General features: G+C 61.5%; 17 protein-coding genes. 6 read left to right on the top strand and 11 right to left on the bottom strand.

Annotated features, from left to right (window positions below; translation table 11 throughout):
* The first annotated feature begins 344 nt into the window (after positions 1-344).
* Positions 345-1379 (top strand): AraC family transcriptional regulator, encoded by a 1035-nt coding sequence (locus AC06G5_RS04545; RefSeq protein WP_413420918.1) that lies wholly within the window; start codon positions 345-347, stop codon positions 1377-1379.
* Between the two features lie 138 nt (positions 1380-1517).
* Here the strand turns inward: AC06G5_RS04545 and AC06G5_RS04540 are convergent, their stop codons facing one another.
* From AC06G5_RS04540 to AC06G5_RS04510, 7 genes are all read right to left on the bottom strand, one after another.
* Positions 1518-2528, bottom strand: coding sequence for a YeiH family protein (locus AC06G5_RS04540; protein ID WP_008020215.1), 1011 nt, complete (start codon positions 2526-2528; stop codon positions 1518-1520).
* Positions 2525-2851: a Rieske (2Fe-2S) protein gene (locus AC06G5_RS04535; protein WP_413420921.1), complete on the bottom strand. Its 327-nt coding sequence runs from the start codon at positions 2849-2851 to the stop codon at positions 2525-2527. The genes AC06G5_RS04540 and AC06G5_RS04535 overlap by 4 nt, the downstream gene beginning before the upstream one ends.
* Positions 2848-3510 carry a DsbA family oxidoreductase gene (locus tag AC06G5_RS04530; RefSeq protein ID WP_413703533.1) on the bottom strand — a complete coding sequence of 221 codons (663 nt, stop codon included), beginning with the start codon at positions 3508-3510 and terminating at the stop codon, positions 2848-2850. The genes AC06G5_RS04535 and AC06G5_RS04530 overlap by 4 nt, the downstream gene beginning before the upstream one ends.
* Positions 3507-4838 carry an MFS transporter gene (locus tag AC06G5_RS04525; protein ID WP_413420925.1) on the bottom strand — a complete coding sequence of 444 codons (1332 nt, stop codon included), beginning with the start codon at positions 4836-4838 and terminating at the stop codon, positions 3507-3509. The genes AC06G5_RS04530 and AC06G5_RS04525 overlap by 4 nt, the downstream gene beginning before the upstream one ends.
* Positions 4839-4929: 91 nt before the next feature.
* Positions 4930-5982 (bottom strand): beta-keto acid cleavage family enzyme, encoded by a 1053-nt coding sequence (locus AC06G5_RS04520; RefSeq protein ID WP_413420927.1) that lies wholly within the window; start codon positions 5980-5982, stop codon positions 4930-4932.
* 88 nt (positions 5983-6070) lie between these two features.
* A complete protein-coding gene (locus AC06G5_RS04515) occupies positions 6071-6919 on the bottom strand; it encodes a TauD/TfdA dioxygenase family protein (protein WP_008001204.1) in 849 nt (282 codons plus the stop codon).
* Positions 6920-6932: 13 nt separating this feature from the next.
* Positions 6933-7913, bottom strand: coding sequence for a quinone oxidoreductase family protein (locus tag AC06G5_RS04510; RefSeq protein ID WP_413420929.1), 981 nt, complete (start codon positions 7911-7913; stop codon positions 6933-6935).
* A 255-nt stretch (positions 7914-8168) separates the two neighbouring features.
* Between AC06G5_RS04510 and AC06G5_RS04505 the strand changes: the two genes are divergently transcribed.
* The 4 genes from AC06G5_RS04505 (at position 8169) to AC06G5_RS04490 (ending at position 11914) form a co-directional block, all read left to right on the top strand.
* Positions 8169-10091: an alkaline phosphatase D family protein gene (locus AC06G5_RS04505; protein WP_413420931.1), complete on the top strand. Its 1923-nt coding sequence runs from the start codon at positions 8169-8171 to the stop codon at positions 10089-10091.
* Positions 10092-10708: 617 nt separating this feature from the next.
* Entirely contained in the window at positions 10709-11200 is a 492-nt protein-coding gene (locus AC06G5_RS04500) for a P-loop NTPase family protein (RefSeq protein ID WP_413703535.1), read from the top strand.
* Between the two features lie 208 nt (positions 11201-11408).
* Positions 11409-11663 (top strand): type II toxin-antitoxin system prevent-host-death family antitoxin, encoded by a 255-nt coding sequence (locus AC06G5_RS04495; protein WP_057716335.1) that lies wholly within the window; start codon positions 11409-11411, stop codon positions 11661-11663.
* Positions 11660-11914 carry a Txe/YoeB family addiction module toxin gene (locus AC06G5_RS04490; protein ID WP_413420935.1) on the top strand — a complete coding sequence of 85 codons (255 nt, stop codon included), beginning with the start codon at positions 11660-11662 and terminating at the stop codon, positions 11912-11914. Before AC06G5_RS04495 ends, AC06G5_RS04490 begins: the two co-directional genes overlap by 4 nt.
* On the opposite strand, the gene AC06G5_RS04485 is transcribed toward AC06G5_RS04490, so the two are convergent.
* Positions 11908-13098 (bottom strand): aspartate aminotransferase family protein, encoded by a 1191-nt coding sequence (locus AC06G5_RS04485; RefSeq protein ID WP_413420937.1) that lies wholly within the window; start codon positions 13096-13098, stop codon positions 11908-11910. The two genes, AC06G5_RS04490 and AC06G5_RS04485, sit on opposite strands and share 7 nt — an antisense overlap.
* A 102-nt stretch (positions 13099-13200) precedes the next feature.
* Between AC06G5_RS04485 and AC06G5_RS04480 the strand changes: the two genes are divergently transcribed.
* Positions 13201-14118, top strand: coding sequence for a LysR family transcriptional regulator (locus AC06G5_RS04480; RefSeq protein WP_413420939.1), 918 nt, complete (start codon positions 13201-13203; stop codon positions 14116-14118).
* A gap of 23 nt (positions 14119-14141) precedes the next feature.
* Here AC06G5_RS04480 and msrA read toward each other — a convergent pair whose 3' ends face one another.
* From msrA to msrB, 3 genes are read right to left on the bottom strand one after another with little or no spacing between them, the layout of a single operon-like run.
* Positions 14142-14849, bottom strand: coding sequence for a peptide-methionine (S)-S-oxide reductase MsrA (msrA, locus tag AC06G5_RS04475; RefSeq protein ID WP_480459024.1), 708 nt, complete (start codon positions 14847-14849; stop codon positions 14142-14144).
* A 30-nt stretch (positions 14850-14879) separates the two neighbouring features.
* Complete coding sequence (locus AC06G5_RS04470) at positions 14880-16655, bottom strand: cytochrome c biogenesis protein DipZ (RefSeq protein WP_413420943.1); 1776 nt, start codon at positions 16653-16655, stop codon at positions 14880-14882.
* A gap of 33 nt (positions 16656-16688) precedes the next feature.
* Positions 16689-17207, bottom strand: a complete 519-nt coding sequence (msrB, locus tag AC06G5_RS04465) for a peptide-methionine (R)-S-oxide reductase MsrB (RefSeq protein WP_480459023.1) — start codon at positions 17205-17207, stop codon at positions 16689-16691.
* Between the last annotated feature and the right edge of the window lie 131 nt (positions 17208-17338).

Raw genomic sequence — 17338 nt, 5'->3', positions numbered from 1 at the left:
CGCTTTCTCGATAACTCGACTGGCTGTTTTCGCCAGGGGCTTTTTGTAGTGTCGACATTAAAGAGCGACCACCCGAAGCGCTTTACATTGGACGTCAGGCACTTTTCTTTTGATGACAAATTGTCGGACAGCAGGACAGTGCGACCGCTGGTCGAAAAAACCCGCAGGTTGGCGCAAGGTCACTGTAATCAACGGATGAGGGACGATTGCATCAACCAACACAGAGTGTGCGTGACCGGCCAGCATGAAAACCATCAACGACATGACAACTGTTCAACTGTTGATACGCTGGATATAGTCGCCACGCTCACGCCAATCGCCATCGGCCCAGGGAAGACCTTCGCATGCCCAAGCTTGTCCGCGCCGCCGTCTTGACCAACTACCTGGAGGTCACCCAGTACCTGGGTTTCAACCCGCGGGATGTCATGGCAGGCGTGGGCCTGAGCAGAGCCCAATTGCAAGCGCCTGAAACCCGCATCCCCATCGATGCCGCGGTGCGCCTGCTGGAAGATTCCGCCGCCGCCAGCGGTTGCCAGACCTTCGGCCTGAGCATGGCCGAGTCGCGCCAGCTCTCGGACTTCGGCGTGGTCAGCCTGCTACTCAGCCACCAGCGCACCCTGCGCGATGCCTTGCAGGTCGTGGTCAATTACCGGCACCTGATGAACGATTCGCTGGCCATCTTCATTGAAGAGGCCGGCAAGATGGTGATCATTCGCGAAGAGGTGGTCACCGAAACGCCGATGCCCAGCCGTCAGGCCACGGAGCTGGCCATCGGCGTGATGTTCCGGCTGTGCTCGGCCCTGCTCGGCTCGCACTGGCACCCCTACAGCGTCAACTTCATGCACCAGCCGCCGGAGAACCTGCACCTGCATCGCCGGCTGTTCGGCTGCAACCTGGAGTTCGGCAGCGAGTTCAACGGCATCGTCTGCCCCGACATCAGCCTCGACACCACCAACCCCAACGCCGACCCGGCCATGGCCCGCTACGCCCAGAGCTACCTCGACTCGCTGCAGAACCACGAAGGTGCCTCGATGCTGTTCGAGGTGCGCAAGGCCATCTACCTGCTGCTGCCCATGGGGCGCGCCACCATCGAGCAGGTTGCCCAGAGCCAGGGCATGAACGTACGCACCCTGCAACGCCGCCTCAAGGACGATGGCTGCGCCTTCAACGACGTGATCAACGACGTGCGCCGTGACCTGGTGCTGCGTTACCTGGACAACCCGAACTACTCGCTCAGCCGCATTGCCGACATGCTCGGCTACTCGATGGCGAGCTCGTTTACCCGCTGGTTTATCAGTCAGTTCGGGATGCCGCCGGCGACTTGGCGGGCGCAAAGGCAATCGAGCGCAAAACCTGTCGCAGGTCCGAAAGAGCTCTGAGTCGACCGGGCAAAAAAAACGGCGACTGCTGGTACAGTCGCCGCGAAGAACCGGTGTTTGTGACACCGGTCGGGAGCCCCACGGCATGAGGAGTCAATACCGTGCGGCCCTGCCATAAAACCATGGGTGGTGACGCGCTCAGAGCCCCCAGCGCAGCAGCAAGAGCACCAGCACCACCAGGAACACTGTCTCCCCGACCATCAGCAGGATCGGCTTGATCCCGACCGCCGCCAGTTCCTTGAGCCGGGTCTTCATGCCCAGGGCGCTGATGGAAATCACCAGGCACCAGCGCGACAGTTCGTTGACCGATCCTTGCACCGCAGGCGCCACCCATCCGGTGCTGTTGATGCACGCAAGGATCAGAAAACCAACGGCGAACCACGGCAACAGCGGCGGGCGCTTGCCGGTCGTGTCGGCGCCTTGCATGCGGGTGATCATCGCCGCGGTGACGATCACCGGCAGCAGCATGGCAACGCGCATCAGCTTGACCACCGTGGCCGTGTCGCCGGTCTCGGTCGACATGCTGTAGCCGGCGCCAACCACCTGGGCCACGTCGTGGATCGTGGCGCCGAGGAACACCCCCGCCACCTGCGGCGACAACTGCAGCCAGTTGGCGATCATCGGGTAGACGATCATCGCCAGCGTGGACAGCGCCGAGACGCCAATCACCGTGAACAATGTGGCGCGTTCTTTCTGCGGATGGTTCGGCAGCGCCGCCGCCAGCGCCAGTGCCGCCGAGGCGCCGCAGATGGCCGTTGCTCCACCGGTCAGCATGCCGAACAGGCGCTGGAAACCAAGGGCCTTGGCCGCGACCACCGAGACACTGATGGTCACCACCACCAGGATCACCACCAGCGCTATCGGCTTCCAGCCCAGCGCCGCCATTTGCTCCAGGGTGATGCGCATGCCCAGCAGCGCCACGCCAATGCGCAGCACCGTGCGGGCGGTGAATTCGATACCGGCCTTGCAGGGGCCGTCATCGGCGAGAAAATTCAGGGCCATGCCCAGCAGCAAGGCGAACAGCATGACCGGTGCACCGTAGTGCTCGGACAAAAACGATGCGGCAGCGGCCACGATCAGGCTGACGATAAACCCCGGTGCCAGTTCGCGCGTGCGACTGTGGATACGGGTGAGAGCAATGGCGCTCATGGCGCGGCCTCCTCGGGAACGATGACGATGAACGCCTGGTCGTCGATGATCTCGACCGGGTAGTTCGTGACTTTTACGGCTTTGGAATTAAGCAGGTAGCCGCTGTGCAAATCGAAGCGCAGGCCATGGGCACAACACTGGATCACCCGCCCCTCAAGACGCCCGCCACACAGCGAGGCGCCCTGGTGCGGGCAACTGTCGTCGATGGCAAACAACTGCCCGTCGACGTTGAACAACGCCAGGCTTTTGTCTTCGAATTCGAACAGCGCCCGGCCACCGGCCTGCGGGTGTTTGCCGGCCGGTACCGGAATACGCCGGGTCATGCCGGTTGCCGCTCGAGATCACTGGCCTTGAGGGCTTCGTTCATGGCCCCGAGCAGCGCCTGGGCAGGCTGGGCACCGATCACCGTCATGCGGCGGTCGAACTGGAAGCTCGGCACGCCACTGGTCGCATCGGGGGATCCTTCAAATGGCGTGGCGTCGCCCTTCAGGCAATCGAGCACCGCGTCCGCATCGACGCCACAGGAGCGGGCAATGTCGAGCAAGGTCTCACGGCAACCGAGGTTTTCGCGTCTCAGGAAATACGCGGCGAACAATCGTTCGAGCAACATCTCACGCTGGCTGGCATTGCCCGTCATGCTGACTCGTTCGAACAGACGGTGAGCGTCTGCGGTGTTGGGCATCGTCTCGATGCGGCTGAGGTCGATGGTCAGTCCGACCGCCCCGGCAGCCTGCTGTACCTGGGCCTGGCGCATGGTCACGGCGTCAGCGTTGCCCAGGCGCTTGCGATAGAAATCGGCGAAGGGCTCACCTTGAACCGGCAACTGAGGCAACAACTGCACGCCATGCCACACCGTGGTGATCTGCACATCCGGGTGGCGACTACGAAACTGTACCTGCGCATGCTCCAGTTGGCGTTTGCCGATCAGGCACCAGGGGCAGATAAAATCGAAAAACACATCAATACGTAAACGACGACTCACAACTTCACCTCTAACCCGGCTTCACTGACGGGGTCAGGCACGCGCTGACCCTGAAGGCGGGCAATATCTCTGTGGTAATGACACTTGGCATAAAAGAACACCGCTGCCGCCGCGAGGCTGACCAGTGGCACCAGTTGAAACGCGGCATGCAGACCGATCAGGTCGGACACCCGGCCGGTGATGAACGGCCCCGGTGCCAGCCCCAGCATGTTGTTGGCCAGGGTCAGCGTGGCGAACGCCGTACCGTGCACCGAGTAATGGGTCAGGTTGGCAACCATCGCGCCGCACGGGCCGGTGGTACCGGTGGCAATCAGCATGCCCAGGCAGATCAGCAGCAGTTGCAACGGCCCTGCCTGCAAGGCAAACGCCGCCGACAACAGCAGGCAACTGCCCAGGCAAAATCCGATGGCCAGGCTGACCTTGCGCTCCGGCGAGTGACGACACAGGCGATCGCTGAGCATGCCGCACAGAATCATTCCCGTACCGCTGCACAAAACGATGATCGCCGCCATGCCGCCGGCCTTGTCGGTGGGCATGTCGTAGTAGCGGTTGAGGTAGCTGGGAATCCACACCATCACCGTACCGCCAACGAACAACTGCAAACCGCTGGCGACATAGGTCGCCACTACCGAACGGCTTGACCACAGCGTGCGCAACGGCCGCTTGACCACAACCGCTGCCTTGTTCGCCACTTGAGCGGCACGCTGCGGAGCGATGCGTGCTTCCTTGACGATCAGCGGATAGAGCAGCGCCAGTACCAGGCCAAACAGCGACATGCCGGCGAACGACCAGCGCCAGCCCAGCTTGGCCGCAATGGCACCGCCCAGGGCCATGCCCAATACCGAGCCGAACATCCCGCCGGCCATGAAGGCACTGGCCAGGGTGGCGCGCATGTGTTTGGGGAACACCGAAATCACCACGGCGATGCCCACGCTGCCGTAGGCCGCTTCACCGACGCCGACCATGAATCGCGCGATGAACATCTGCTGGTAGTCCTGCGCCAGCGCGCAGCCCAGAGTCGCCAGACTCCAGAGCATTGCCATCAGCGCCAGGCTCTTGACCCGGCCGAAGCGGTCAGCCATCAACGACAGGGGGAATGTCAGCAGGCCCACCATCAGCGCAACGATGCCGCTGAGCAGTCCGAGCTGACCGTCGCTCAGTGCCCACTCGCCCTTGAGCAACGGGAATACCGCGTTCAGTACCTGACGCGACATGTAATCGGAAATCAACAGGCCGAACGTCAGTGCAAAGACGATCCAGGCATATTGGCGCGCAACGCCGACACTATCTGTGTCGTCATCGCCGGCGGCGATTGGGTGAAAGGCCATGCAGCCTCCTCAAAGCTTCGTTTTATTTTTTTTATCAAGCGTGTTGCAGTTCGGTGCGCGGGAGGTCACGGCCTCTCGCGCACCTGATCGGTCAGCCGCGTTGCGGCACGCCTTTCTGCCCGGCCTTGCGGTTGGGGGCCATGCCGTTGGCCAGCAGCGTTTCCTCGATGGTTTCGTACTGCACGCCAATGCGGTAGATCTCGCGAGCTTCCTTGCCGGTAGCGATTTCACGCCCCAGTTCGTGGGCAATGCGCACGGTTTGCTGGATCTGCGCAACCGAGCCGAAGCGATCGCCCTTGTGATCAATGATAGTGTCTTCGTTGCCCACACGCGGGTGCATGCCCATGGCCATCGACATGGTGTTGAACGGCATCACGTTCTTGAGCAGCGATTCGGAGGTCAGGGTGCAACCGTCCGGCGCCCGGTGGATGAAGTTGAAGAAGTTGAACGGGTTCGGGCCGTCGAAACCGCCACCGATGCCGATCCAGGTCAGGTTCAGCGGACCCTTGTAGATGCCCCTGCGCACCAGGCGCTCGAGGGTTTCCATGGCATGCATGCCGGTCAACTGGAAGTGCGGCTGGATGCCGTTGTCCATCAGGCGCTTGAGGTGCTCGGCGACCCAGGCCGGGCCGGCTGGCACGGTCATTTCGCTGTAGGCGGCATGGATCAACGGGTTGTCCAGGGAAGTGCCTTTCAGGTACTCCGGATACAGCAGCTCCATGATGTTCATCTGGGTGGTGTTGATCGCCACGGTGACCTGATCCGGTTTTGGCGTCAGCTCGGCCAGCATGTGGCGGGTATCGTCGGACAGCCACTTGGCGGCTTCACCATCGCTTTCCGGGGCGAAGGAGATCGAACCGCCGACCTGGATGATCATGTCCGGCACCGCTTCACGCACACCGGCGATCAGCTCGTTGAACTTCGACAGACGCTTGGAACCCTTGCCATCCAGTTCACGTACATGCAGGTGCAGTACGGTGGCGCCGGCTTCATAGCAATCGACCGCTTTCTGGACTTGCTCGTCCATGGTCAGCGGGATGTCTTCCGGGAAATCTTCAGGCATCCATTCCGGGCCGTACGGGGCCACGGTGATGACTACCTTTTCCATGTTTTCCGGGTGCAGGGAATCGTCGAAGAATTGCATGGTCTACTCCAGTTCTTATGATTGTCCCGTCCACCCGGGATCGTGCCGGGCAGACGTGTTAACGAGTGCTAATGCAGGTGGCGTTCGATCAGAACGTCTTGTCGCCGATGATCCCGGCACGCTCCATCTTGCGATGGCACGGCGGGTAGTCCATGACGGCGTAGTGCTGGGTACTGCGGTTGTCCCAGATGGCGATGCTGTTGGGCTTCCAGCGCCAGCGCACCTGATACTCGGGGATGTACGCCTGGCTGATCAGGTAGCGCAACAATTCGCTGGCGCCGGGGTTGGCGTCCTGGCCGAAGCGCACCCGCTCGGGGGTGTGGTAGTTACTGAAATGGGTGGTGAAGGCGTTGACGAACAGCACCTTCTCGCCGGTTTCCGGATGGGTGCGCACCACCGGGTGTTCGGCGTCCGGGTACATCGCCTTGAGCGCCAGGCGCTTTTCGATCGGCATCGCCGCACCGAAACTCGCTTCGATACTGTGGCGGGCGCGCAGGTCGGCGATCTTGACCTTTACGTCTTCCGGCAAGTTTGCATAGGCCTGGACCATGTTGGCCCACATGGTGTCGCCGCCGACCGGCGGGCATTCCACGCAGCGCAACACGCAACCCATTGGCGGCGCCTCGCGCCAGGTGGCGTCGGTGTGCCAGGCGTTTTCATAGCGGTCCATCGGCTGGTCCGGATTCTTGTAGATCCGCACCAGCCCCGGATGATCCGGATCGCTACCGGCCACCGGATGATCCTCCAGCTCGCCAAAGCGACGGGCGAAGGCCACGTGTTCGGCACGGGTGATGTCCTGATCACGCAGGAACACCACGCGGTGCTTGAGCAACTGGGCACGAATCTCGGCAAACAGACCGTCGTCATGGACGGCGTCGGCCAGATTGACGCCGATCAGTTCGGCGCCAATGCTGCAGGTCAATTGTTCGACTTTCATGGCTGGCCGCTCCTTAAATGACGAAAATCGACGAGCCAGTGGTCTTGCGTGATTCAAGGTCGCGATGGGCCTGCACGGCGTCCTGCAACGCGTAGTGCTGGTTGATCTCGATCTTGATCCGGCCGCTGCCGACGTGGTCGAACAGCTCGCCAGCCAGCGCGGCTTTTTCGGCCGGGTCGCTGATGTAGTTGGCCAGGGCCGGACGGGTCAGGTACAGCGAACCTTTCATCGCCAGCATCACCGGGTCGAACGCCGGGATCGGCCCGGATGCGGTACCCACGCAGACCATCAGGCCACGGGGTTTCAACGAATCCAGCGAACCCATGAAGGTGTTCTTGCCAACGCTGTCGAACACCACGTTGACGCCCACACCGTCGGTCAATTCGCGAACACGGGCGGCGACGTCTTCATGACTGTAATTGATCGTATGGTCGCAACCGTGAGCCCGGGCGATTTCGGCCTTTTGCTCGGTCGACACCGTGCCGATCACGTTCAAGCCCAGCAACTTGGCCCACTGCGAAACGATCAGGCCGACACCGCCAGCGGCGGCATGCAACAGGATGCTGTCGCCAGCCTTGAAGTCGTAGATGCGGCGCATCAGGTACGAGGAGGTCAAACCGCGCATGGTCATCGCGGCAGCCGTCTCGAAGCTGATGGTTTCCGGCAGCTTGATCAGCGGCGCGGCCGGGATCAGGCGCTCGGTGCTGTAGGCGCCGAGGGTGTTGAGAAAACCGGTGTAGGTGACGCGATCACCGACCTCGACGTTGGTGACCCCTTCACCAACGGCCTGGACTACGCCAGAGGCCTCGACGCCCATGCCGTTTGGCATAGGAATCGGATAGGTACCGTTACGGAAATAGGTGTCGGCATAGTTCAGGCCGACGGCCACATGACGAAGCCGAACCTGGCCGGGACCGGGCTCGCCGACTTCGACGTCCTCATAACGTAGAACTTCGGGACCACCGGTTTCGTAAAAGCGTACGGCTTTGGCCATTTTTCTTATTCTCCAATCTGCAATATGGGCGTGTTGCATCGAATTGCGCTGATTGGACTGTAGGACGAGGCCCTTTGAGACGCTTCTCATCAGACGACAATGGCTTTTCATTTGATGACAGGCGGGGCGGCTCCCTCCTTGCTATCCGGGGTCTTGTCATTTTTTGTTTCCGGTGGCGGCCGGTGCTGGAGGGTTGTCCGGTCGTCACCTGCGCTATCATCGCCCGCCTCGATGCCCCAAGAGCCTTGACCCCGGATGTCCGAAACACTGCCACTGCCCGATGATCACCAAGCCCTGCCGCCGGTCCTGGCCGGCCCGCTGCTGCGGCGTCTTGAGCCCACGCGGCTGGTGCTGTGGCTGGTGGGTTCCCGGGCGCTGGCGCTGACCTTGCGCTTGCAGGGTGTGGGCGATATCCGTCTCGATGCCACGCAATGCACGGTGATTGCAGTGGGGGCTCATGCCTATGTGCATTTGATCGATGTGCACCTCGATTGCGCCCTGCCCTGCGATGAGTCGATCGACTATGACCTGCTGATCGACGGCACGGAAAAAGGCATCGCCGACTGGGCGCCATACCTGTTGTACGGTGAGGCCGGTTGCCCCAACTTCGTCCTGCGTTCACGGGTTGATCAACTGCTGCACGGTTCCTGCCGCAAGCCTCATCACCCGGCGACCGACGGTTTGCTGTGCGTCGACGCCCTGCTCGCGCAGGAACACCAAGCCACGGATCGCCCGGCGTTGCTAATGATGAGCGGCGATCAGGTCTACGCCGACGATGTCGCGGGGCCGATGTTGCGGGCGATTCACGCCTTGATCGAGCGGTTGGGGTTGTTCGGCGAACATCTGGAAGGTGCCGTGGTCAGCGACAGCGCCGAGTTGTATGGCCACGCTGCCAGTTACTACCACCGCGCCGATTTGCTTCCTGCGCTGAAAAGCAACGAAACCCTGCGCGATCGCTTCTTCGGCGGGGTGCGCAAGCCGATTTTCACCAGCAGCAGCGCCGACAATCACTTGGTGACCTTCGCCGAAGTCATGGCCATGTATTTGCTGGTCTGGTCGCCCACGCCCTGGACCCTGATCACGCCACAGGCACCGACGCTGACGCCGGAACGACTCAAGCGCTACGCCCTTGAACAGACGCGCATCGATGCCTTCAAGGCAGGCCTGGGCAACGTCGCGCGGGCACTGGCGCATCTGCCGACGCTGATGATTTTCGACGACCACGACATCACCGACGACTGGAACCTTTCCGCGCAATGGGAGGAAACGGCCTACGGCCACCCGTTCTCCCGACGCATCATCGGCAATGCACTGCTGGCATACATGTTGTGCCAGGGCTGGGGCAACAATCCGGATGCGTTCGGTGCCGTACTGGAAAAGGCCGGGGCCTTGAGCACCGGCGCACACGAGCGTCACCTCGACAGCACGGTCCAGGATGATCTGATCGATGATCTGCTGAAGTTTCAGCACTGGCATTACCTGCTGCCGACCACACCGGCCATCGTGGTGATCGACACCCGCACCCGGCGCTGGCGCAGCGAGATGAACCTCAAGCAGCCTTCCGGTTTGCTCGACTGGGAAGCCCTCAGCGAACTGCAACAGGAACTGCTGGACCACCCGAGCGCCATCATCGTTTCGCCGGCACCGATCTTCGGCGTCAAACTGATCGAAACCGTACAGCGGGTATTCAGCTGGTGCGGTTATCCACTGCTGGTGGACGCGGAAAACTGGATGGCCCATCGCGGCGCGGCACAGGTGATCCTGAACATTTTCCGCCACTCGCGCACGCCGGGTAACTACGTAGTGCTGTCGGGCGACGTGCACTACTCCTTCGTCTACGAAGTGCTGATCCGCCACCGCAAAGCCGGGCCGCGCATCTGGCAGATCACCAGCAGCGGCATCAAGAATGAATTCCCCGCCACCCTGCTCGAGTGGTTCGACCGCCTCAACCGCTGGCTGTACTCACCACGCTCACCGCTGAACTGGCTGACCAAACGTCGACGCATGCGCATCGTCCCGCACGTCCCGGAACACGCCGAAGCCGGCGAGCGGCTATGGAACTCGGCGGGAATCGGCCAGGTGTTTTTCAACGACCTGGGGCAGCCGCAGACGATCTACCAACACAACTCGAACGGCTCACCGAAAACCCGGATGCTTGCGCCGCAAGTCGACGACTGAGGCAGAGAAGACGCCACGAAAAACTGTAGGAGCGAGCTTGCTCGCGAAAAACGCCAGGACACCGCGGGAATTCAGGCAGCACGCGTTATCGTTGACGTCCATCGCGAGCGAGCTCGCTCCTACAATGGGCCTGCATACGCCCACTGCTTCTCACCACTCAACAGGCCGAGCGTTAGCTCGCCTGCCGCTCTTGATCTTGATCCACCCGCCCCCTCGGTCGGCTGAGCGGAGGTGTTCATCCGGGGAATGGCGCGCAGCGCCGTTCGACGCAGTCGAACCCATTGCATGCAGGTCGCGCGCAGCCGACCGGAGGGCAATGCCCCCGGATGAATGCCGGAGCGAAGGAACCCCGAGCCCATGCGAGGGGCCGGACGTTCGGGGCGAGCGTTTTTTTTGCTTACTTTTTTTGAGGCGCTTGTCAAAAAAAGTGAGTCGCCGTAAGGGCGAAACCAAAAGTCGCCACTACCCAAAAAACGGATATGTACACCGTCAACAAAAGACAGGCTGACTGTCAGGCCGCCTTCGCGAGCAAGCCCGCTCCCACAATTGGATCAGGTGCCGCGGTAATATCAAGTCAGCTTGCAGAAAGTCGCCCCCACATTTGAACGGTGTCGCCCATGGACCTCACCCGAACCCTGATCATCGGCAACTCCGGCTCCGGCAAGAGCTGGCTGGCACAGCGGCTGGCCGAGCAACTACACACCCCCTGGACCGACCTCGACCAGATTCACTGGTTGTCCGACGAACACAGCATCGCCCGCCCCCGAAATGAAGCACTGGGAATGGCGCGCAGGGCAGCAAGTGAAGAACGCTGGGTGATCGAAGGAGTTTACGGCTGGATCCTCAGCGAAATAATCCACCGGGCCACGGCACTGATCTGGCTGAGTATCGGGGACGAAGAATGCGTGGCCAACATTCGACAACGCGAGACCGGACGCGATGAACAGGACCTGTTGCTGATCGCCTTGCTGGAGTGGGCGGGCAGTTATCGCCAACGGCAGGAGTCCAGTGGGTTTGCGGCGCATCAGCAACTGTTCGAGGGGTTTTGCAGTGCGAAAATCCGGTTGGAAGGTCGGGAGGAAATCACGGCACTGGTTCGTCACTCGTAAGCATTCGGAGCTGTGGTCGGACACAAGCCTGTTGGATGGCATGTAGCTCAGAATGGGATTACACCTGTCTCGGAAACGTCCTGAAGAACATTCGGTGATACTTGATACAAATGTGGATGCACTTTCTACGTAACAGCCACTCGTAGGTATCGCCTTGCTAACATGTACTCATTTCTGTACGTTCTCTGCATCAAGCGAGGACAAACACATGGAAACCATCAACTACACCAACGCTCGGGCACATCTGGCGCAAACCATGGACCGGGTGAATGAAGATCGCGCCCCGCTACTGGTAACTCGTCAGAAAGGCGAACCGGTAGTGATGATGTCATTGGCCGAATACAACGCTCTCGAAGAAACCGCCTATCTGCTCCGTTCCCCAGCCAACGCTGAGCGCTTGATCAAATCAATCGGCAACCTGCGAGCCGGCAAAACCAAAGCCAGGCAACTGATTGAAGAATGAATATCGAGTTCACTCCTGAAGCCTGGGACGATTATCTCTGGTTCCAGCAAAACGATAAGGCAGGGCTCAAACGTATCAACCTGTTGATCAAAGCTATCCAACGCGAGCCTTTCGACGGTCTTGGTAAACCCGAACCGCTCAAGCATAACTTGAGCGGGTTCTGGTCACGCCGGATTACGGCTGAGCATCGTCTGGTCTACGCCATTGAAGACGGAGAAATATGCGTCGTGATGTGCAGATACCATTACTGAGCAGGACCTAAGCCCGCTGTCACTACCCGACCCACCCCCCTGACAATCATCTCCACCTCCCGCTCATCAAGGGTCAGCGGCGGCAGCAGGCGAATGGTTTTCCCCCGAGTGACGTTGATCAGCAAGCCATGATCCCGAGCGGCGATCAGGCTCAGGTCGCGGATCGGTTGTTTTAGCTCGATGCCGATCATTAGCCCCTGGCCACGGATCGCCAAGACGTTCGGGTTGCCCGCCAACTCTGTGCGCAATCTATCGAGCAGGCGCTCGCCCTGACGCCGGGCGTTTTCCAGCAGCCCTTGCTCTTCAACGATCTCCAGCACGGTGCAGCCGACCCGGCAAGCCAGCGGATTGCCACCGAAGGTGCTGCCGTGGCTGCCTGGCGTAAACAGTTCGGCCGCCTTGCCGCGGGCCAGGCAAGCGCCGATGGGCACGCCGTTGCCCAGGCCTTTGGCCAGGGTCATGACGTCCGGGACGATGCCTTCGTGCTGGAACGCGAACCACTGGCCGGTACGGCCGATGCCGGTCTGGATTTCATCGAGCATCAATAGCCACGAGCGCCGGTTGCACAGTTCGCGCACGGCCTTGAGATAGCCCGGTGGCGCCAGTTGCACGCCGCTTTCGCCCTGGATCGGCTCCATCAGGATCGCCACGATCCGCGCACCATAGGCCTGTTGCACCTTGTCCAGCGCGTCGAGATCGCCGAACGGCACTTTGACGAAATCCCCCGGCAGCTTGTTGAACCCCAGGCGCACCGCCGGGCCATCGCTGGCAGACAACGTGCCGAGGGTGCGGCCATGGAACGCGTTCTCCATGACCACCACCAGCGGTTGCTCGATACCTTTTTTCCAGCCATGCAGCCGGGCGATTTTCAGTGCGGTTTCGTTGGCTTCGGCCCCGGAGTTGTTGAAAAACACCCGGTCCATGCCCGCCAGCCGCGTCAGTTTCTGCGCCAGCCGTTGTTGCCAGTCGATGCTGTAGAGGTTCGACGTATGCAGCAACAACCCGGCCTGCTCAGTAATCGCGGCAACGATTTTCGGGTGGGAGTGGCCGACGTTGGTCACCGCCACGCCGGCGACCGCATCCAGATATTCGCGCCCGACCTGATCCCACAGGCGAGTGCCCAGGCCCTTGTTGAAACTCAAGGCCAAGGGTTGGTAAGTGTTCATCAGGCAGGCGGCGGTCATGACATCAAGCTCCAGCAAGGGTCGGTGTTTTTGCAGTATGGTTAGCCACCAGAGCTGGATAAACACCGTAAAACTTCAATCATTTAAAAGCAGAGCTTGATAATGGATCTGTTCCAGGCAATGACCGTCTACGTCAAAGTGGTAGAGACCGGCAGCATGACCGCCGCCGCTTTGCAGTGCGAAATGTCCACGACCATGGTCGGCAACCACCTCAAGGCCCTGGAGCAGCGGCTGGGTGTGCGCCTGCTCAACCGCACGACGCGGCGCCAGCGACTGACCGAGTTCGGTGCCGCGTATTACCAGCGGTGCCTGGAAGTCTTGGGGTTGGTGGCCGATTCCGAGCGGCTGGCCGAACAAGCTGTCGACGAACCGAGCGGCATTTTGCGCATCACCGCGCCCTTGACCTTCGGCACCGAGCGCCTGGCACCGGCACTGAGTGAGTTCAGCCTGCAAAACCCGCGGGTGAAACTCGACGTGGTGCTGACCAACCGCCGCCCGGATCTGCTGGAAAACGGCCTGGATGTAGCGTTTCGCCTCGGCGCGCTGGAGCCCTCCAACCTGATCGCCCGTCCGCTGATCGACTACACCCTGACCATGTGCGCCTCACCAGAGTATCTGGCCCGCCGGGGCACGCCCCGGACACCTGAGGACCTGCGTCAGCACGACTGCCTGTCCTTTGCCTATCCGGCCGGGGATGACTGGCAATCGGTGCAAAAGGAGTGGCGCCTGTCCGGGCCCGACGGCGAAGTCAGCGTAGGGGTCAGCGGGCCGATGCTGATCAACAGTTCGGCCGGACTGCATCAAGCGGCGCGAACCGGCATGGGCATCGTGATGATGCCCGACGCCCTGGTCGAGCAGGACCTCAAGGACGGCAAGCTGCTGGCCTTGATGCCTGATTACTGCCCACCCAGTCGGCCGATGCACCTGGTCTACGCCCAGGATCGCCACCGTTTGCCGAAAATGCGCCGTTTCGTCGAATTCGCCGTACAGCGGTGGGGCAAGCACCCGTCGGCCGAATAGGCCATGGCGTCTCTGATCGCCCTTTACATCCCCGCCTTCACCAGCACCGGCTGTTCCTGATAACGATCCGGGTACAGCTGCTTCAATTGCGCCACTTTCGGCAAGTCATTGATCACGATGTACGGATAGGTCGGATGCTCGGTCAGGAAGTCCTGATGCTCCTCCTCCGCCGGGTAGAAACCGTTGAAGGTTTCGAGTTTGGTCACGATCGGCTTGTCGAAAGCATGGGCGGTGTCGAGCTGGGCGATGTAGGCCTGTGCGACCCGCTGCTGCTCGGGGCTTTTGGTGAAAATCGCCGAGCGATACTGGGTGCCACTGTCCGGTCCCTGACGATTGAGTTCGGTCGGGTTGTGCGCCACTGAAAAGTAAATCTGTAGCAAGGTGCCGTAACTGACCTGACTCGGATCGAAGGTCACTTCCACCGATTCCGCATGGCCGGTATTGCCGTCGCTGACGCGCTCGTATTGCGCGGTATTGGCCGCACCGCCCGCGTAGCCGGAAACGGCATTCTTCACCCCTTTGACATGCTGGAATACACCCTGGACGCCCCAGAAGCAGCCGCCGGCGAACACCGCGGTTTCGCTGCGGGCCTGGGTGGTTTCATCGAGTGCCGGCGGTGGAATGATCACCGCCTCTTCGGCACTGCCGAAGGAGAAGGCCGAGCATTGGCTGATGATGCCGGCAGCCGCCAACCCCAGTAGGGTACGGCGCCAGGTAAAAAGGGTTTTCATGGGGCGAACTCCTGAAGCGTTGAAGGGATATCAACCGAAGGTGAAGGCGTAAGCCGACGCGCCCGGATCAAGAAACTCGATGCTGAACGTCCGGTCGGTCACGCCGCCGCTCTGGCGCACCAGTTGATACAAGCGCTGGTCCGTCACGGTGCCGCTGCCGTCGGGGGCCACGTCCATGCCGTGGGCATCACCGGGGGCCTTGCCGTCGATCAGCACCTTGAACCGCACCGGCTTGCCATCGGCGCCAGGGCCGAGCACCAAATGCAAGTCACGGGCGTGGAAGCGATAGACGATGCGACTGGCCGGTGCGCTGGCCGTGGCGCGCTCCGAGCCGACATGCCACTGGCCACCCAGGCTCCAGTCGTTGAGTGCCAGTTGCGTCGGTGGGTTGTAGGCCGCCACCTTGTCCGGTACCAGCGCGGTTTCCGGTACGAAATGTTCCGCACGCTGATAACCGACGTAGGTTTCCGGCGACTGCACGTCGTTGCTGTCCGGCGCCATTTGCACACCGTCAGCCTTGGCATTGATCAGGCCGTCCGAGACCTTGGCGGCGCCGGCTTCACGCAGCAGTTGCTGGATGACCCGCTCCGATTCGTCGTACGCGCCTTCGCCAAAATGGTGATACCGAATTCGGCCCTGAGCGTCGGCAAAGTAATGCGCCGGCCAGTATTCGTTGTTGAACGCGCGCCAGATCTTGAATTCGTTGTCGATGGCCACCGGGTAGTTGATGCCCAGGTCTTTCATTGCCTTGGTGACGTTGTTGACGTCACGCTCGAAGGCAAACTCGGGCGCGTGCACGCCGATCACCACCAGCCCCTGATCGCGATACTTCTCGGCCCAGGCTTTGACATAGGGCAGCGAACGCAGGCAGTTGATGCAGGAGTAGGTCCAGAAATCCACCAGCACGACCTTGCCCTTCAGCGCCTGGGCATCGAGGGGTGGCGAGTTGAGCCATTGCACGGCGCCCTCCAGCGGTGGCAGGTTGCCTTCGACCGGCAAGGTGCCAGGGGTTTTGTCAGCCACTTGCACCGCGCCTTCGGCGGCCGTGCTCTGCGCCATCATCGCCCCGCTATTACGCGGCGATTTGCCGGACAGTCTCTCCACCAACGCCTGCTCGATACCGCCGGTCGATGCCGTGGAAAATCGCGCCAGGACTCCCGTGTCCAGCCCCAGGGCAATCGCCGCCACACCGGCCAGCATGGCCGCGCCCAGGCCACGACGAACCCATTCGCCCGCGCCGATCGAGCGCTTCATCGCCGTGAAAACCTTGCCTCCCAGAAGCAATGCCAGCGCAAGGGAGGTAGCCGCCCCGGCTGCGTAGGCCAGCAACAGCAATGTGGTCTGGATGCTCGCCCCTTGCAGCGCCGCACCGGTCAGCAGCAAGCCCAGGATCGGCCCGGCACAAGGCGCCCACAACAGTCCTGTCGCAACACCGATCAGGAACGAAGCACCGGGACGTGGCCGCGAATCGGCGCCCGCCGCCTCCGACAAACGGCTGCCCGCCGCCACCAACGGCCGGGTCAGGCGCTCGGCCAATTGCGGCAGCAACAGCGTCAGACCGAACAGCGCGACGAACACCAGCGCCAGCCAGCGCCCGTACTGATTGAGCTGCACTACCCAGCCGCCACCCACCGCCGCCAATGTGGCGACCAGCGCAAAGGTCAGTGCCATCCCTGTCAGCAGCGGCAATCCGCTTTTGACGAAGGGTTGTCCGGTGCGGGCGAAGACAAACGGCAACACCGGCAGAATGCACGGGCTGACAATCGTCAGCACACCACCGAGATAAGCGAGGACCAGCAGCCACATGGCGATTACCTGCAAAAAGTGAATGGAAGGGAATCACACCGTCTTCGGCACGAATTTCATCGCCAGGCCGTTCATGCAGTAACGCAAGCCGGTGGGTTTCGGGCCGTCATCGAAGACATGGCCCAGATGCCCGCCGCAGCGCCGGCAGTGCACCTCTTCGCGGACCATGCCGAACGTACGGTCCTGGCGGGTGGCCACGGCCTTGTCCAGTGGTGCCCAGAAACTCGGCCAACCGGTGCGGCTGTCGAACTTGGTCGCCGAGGAAAACAGCGGCAGGTCGCAACCGGCGCAGGCGAAGGTGCCATCGCGGTGCTCGTTGTTCAGCGGGCTGCTGTAGGCCCGCTCGGTGCCTTCTTCGCGAAGGATTTCGTACTGCTCTTCGCTCAGGATCGCGTGCCATTCGCTGTCGCTGTGGGTCACTTCGAACGCCTCGGCCGCGCTGGCCTCGCTGATCAGTGCGGTGCCTGTGGAAAACTTCGGCAACAGGCCAATCGCCAGGGCCGTCATCCCCAGCCCACCGCTTGCCAGAAGAAAATGCCGTCGTGAAAACATGCTCGTCTCCCAAAATTCCAGGGGTGTTTCATGGAACACAGCCTAGGCTTTGGGAGATCGCCAAATCCTCACGGGAAGTTAAACAATTCGTGATAACTCGGGCGCCGAAAAACCCGCACAATGCCTTTGCC

It is taken from the genome of Pseudomonas sp. WT-JTC, assembly GCF_056711565.1.
The sequence above is the reverse complement of the archived record's forward strand: the minus strand, read 5'-3'. Positions and strand labels throughout refer to the sequence as shown.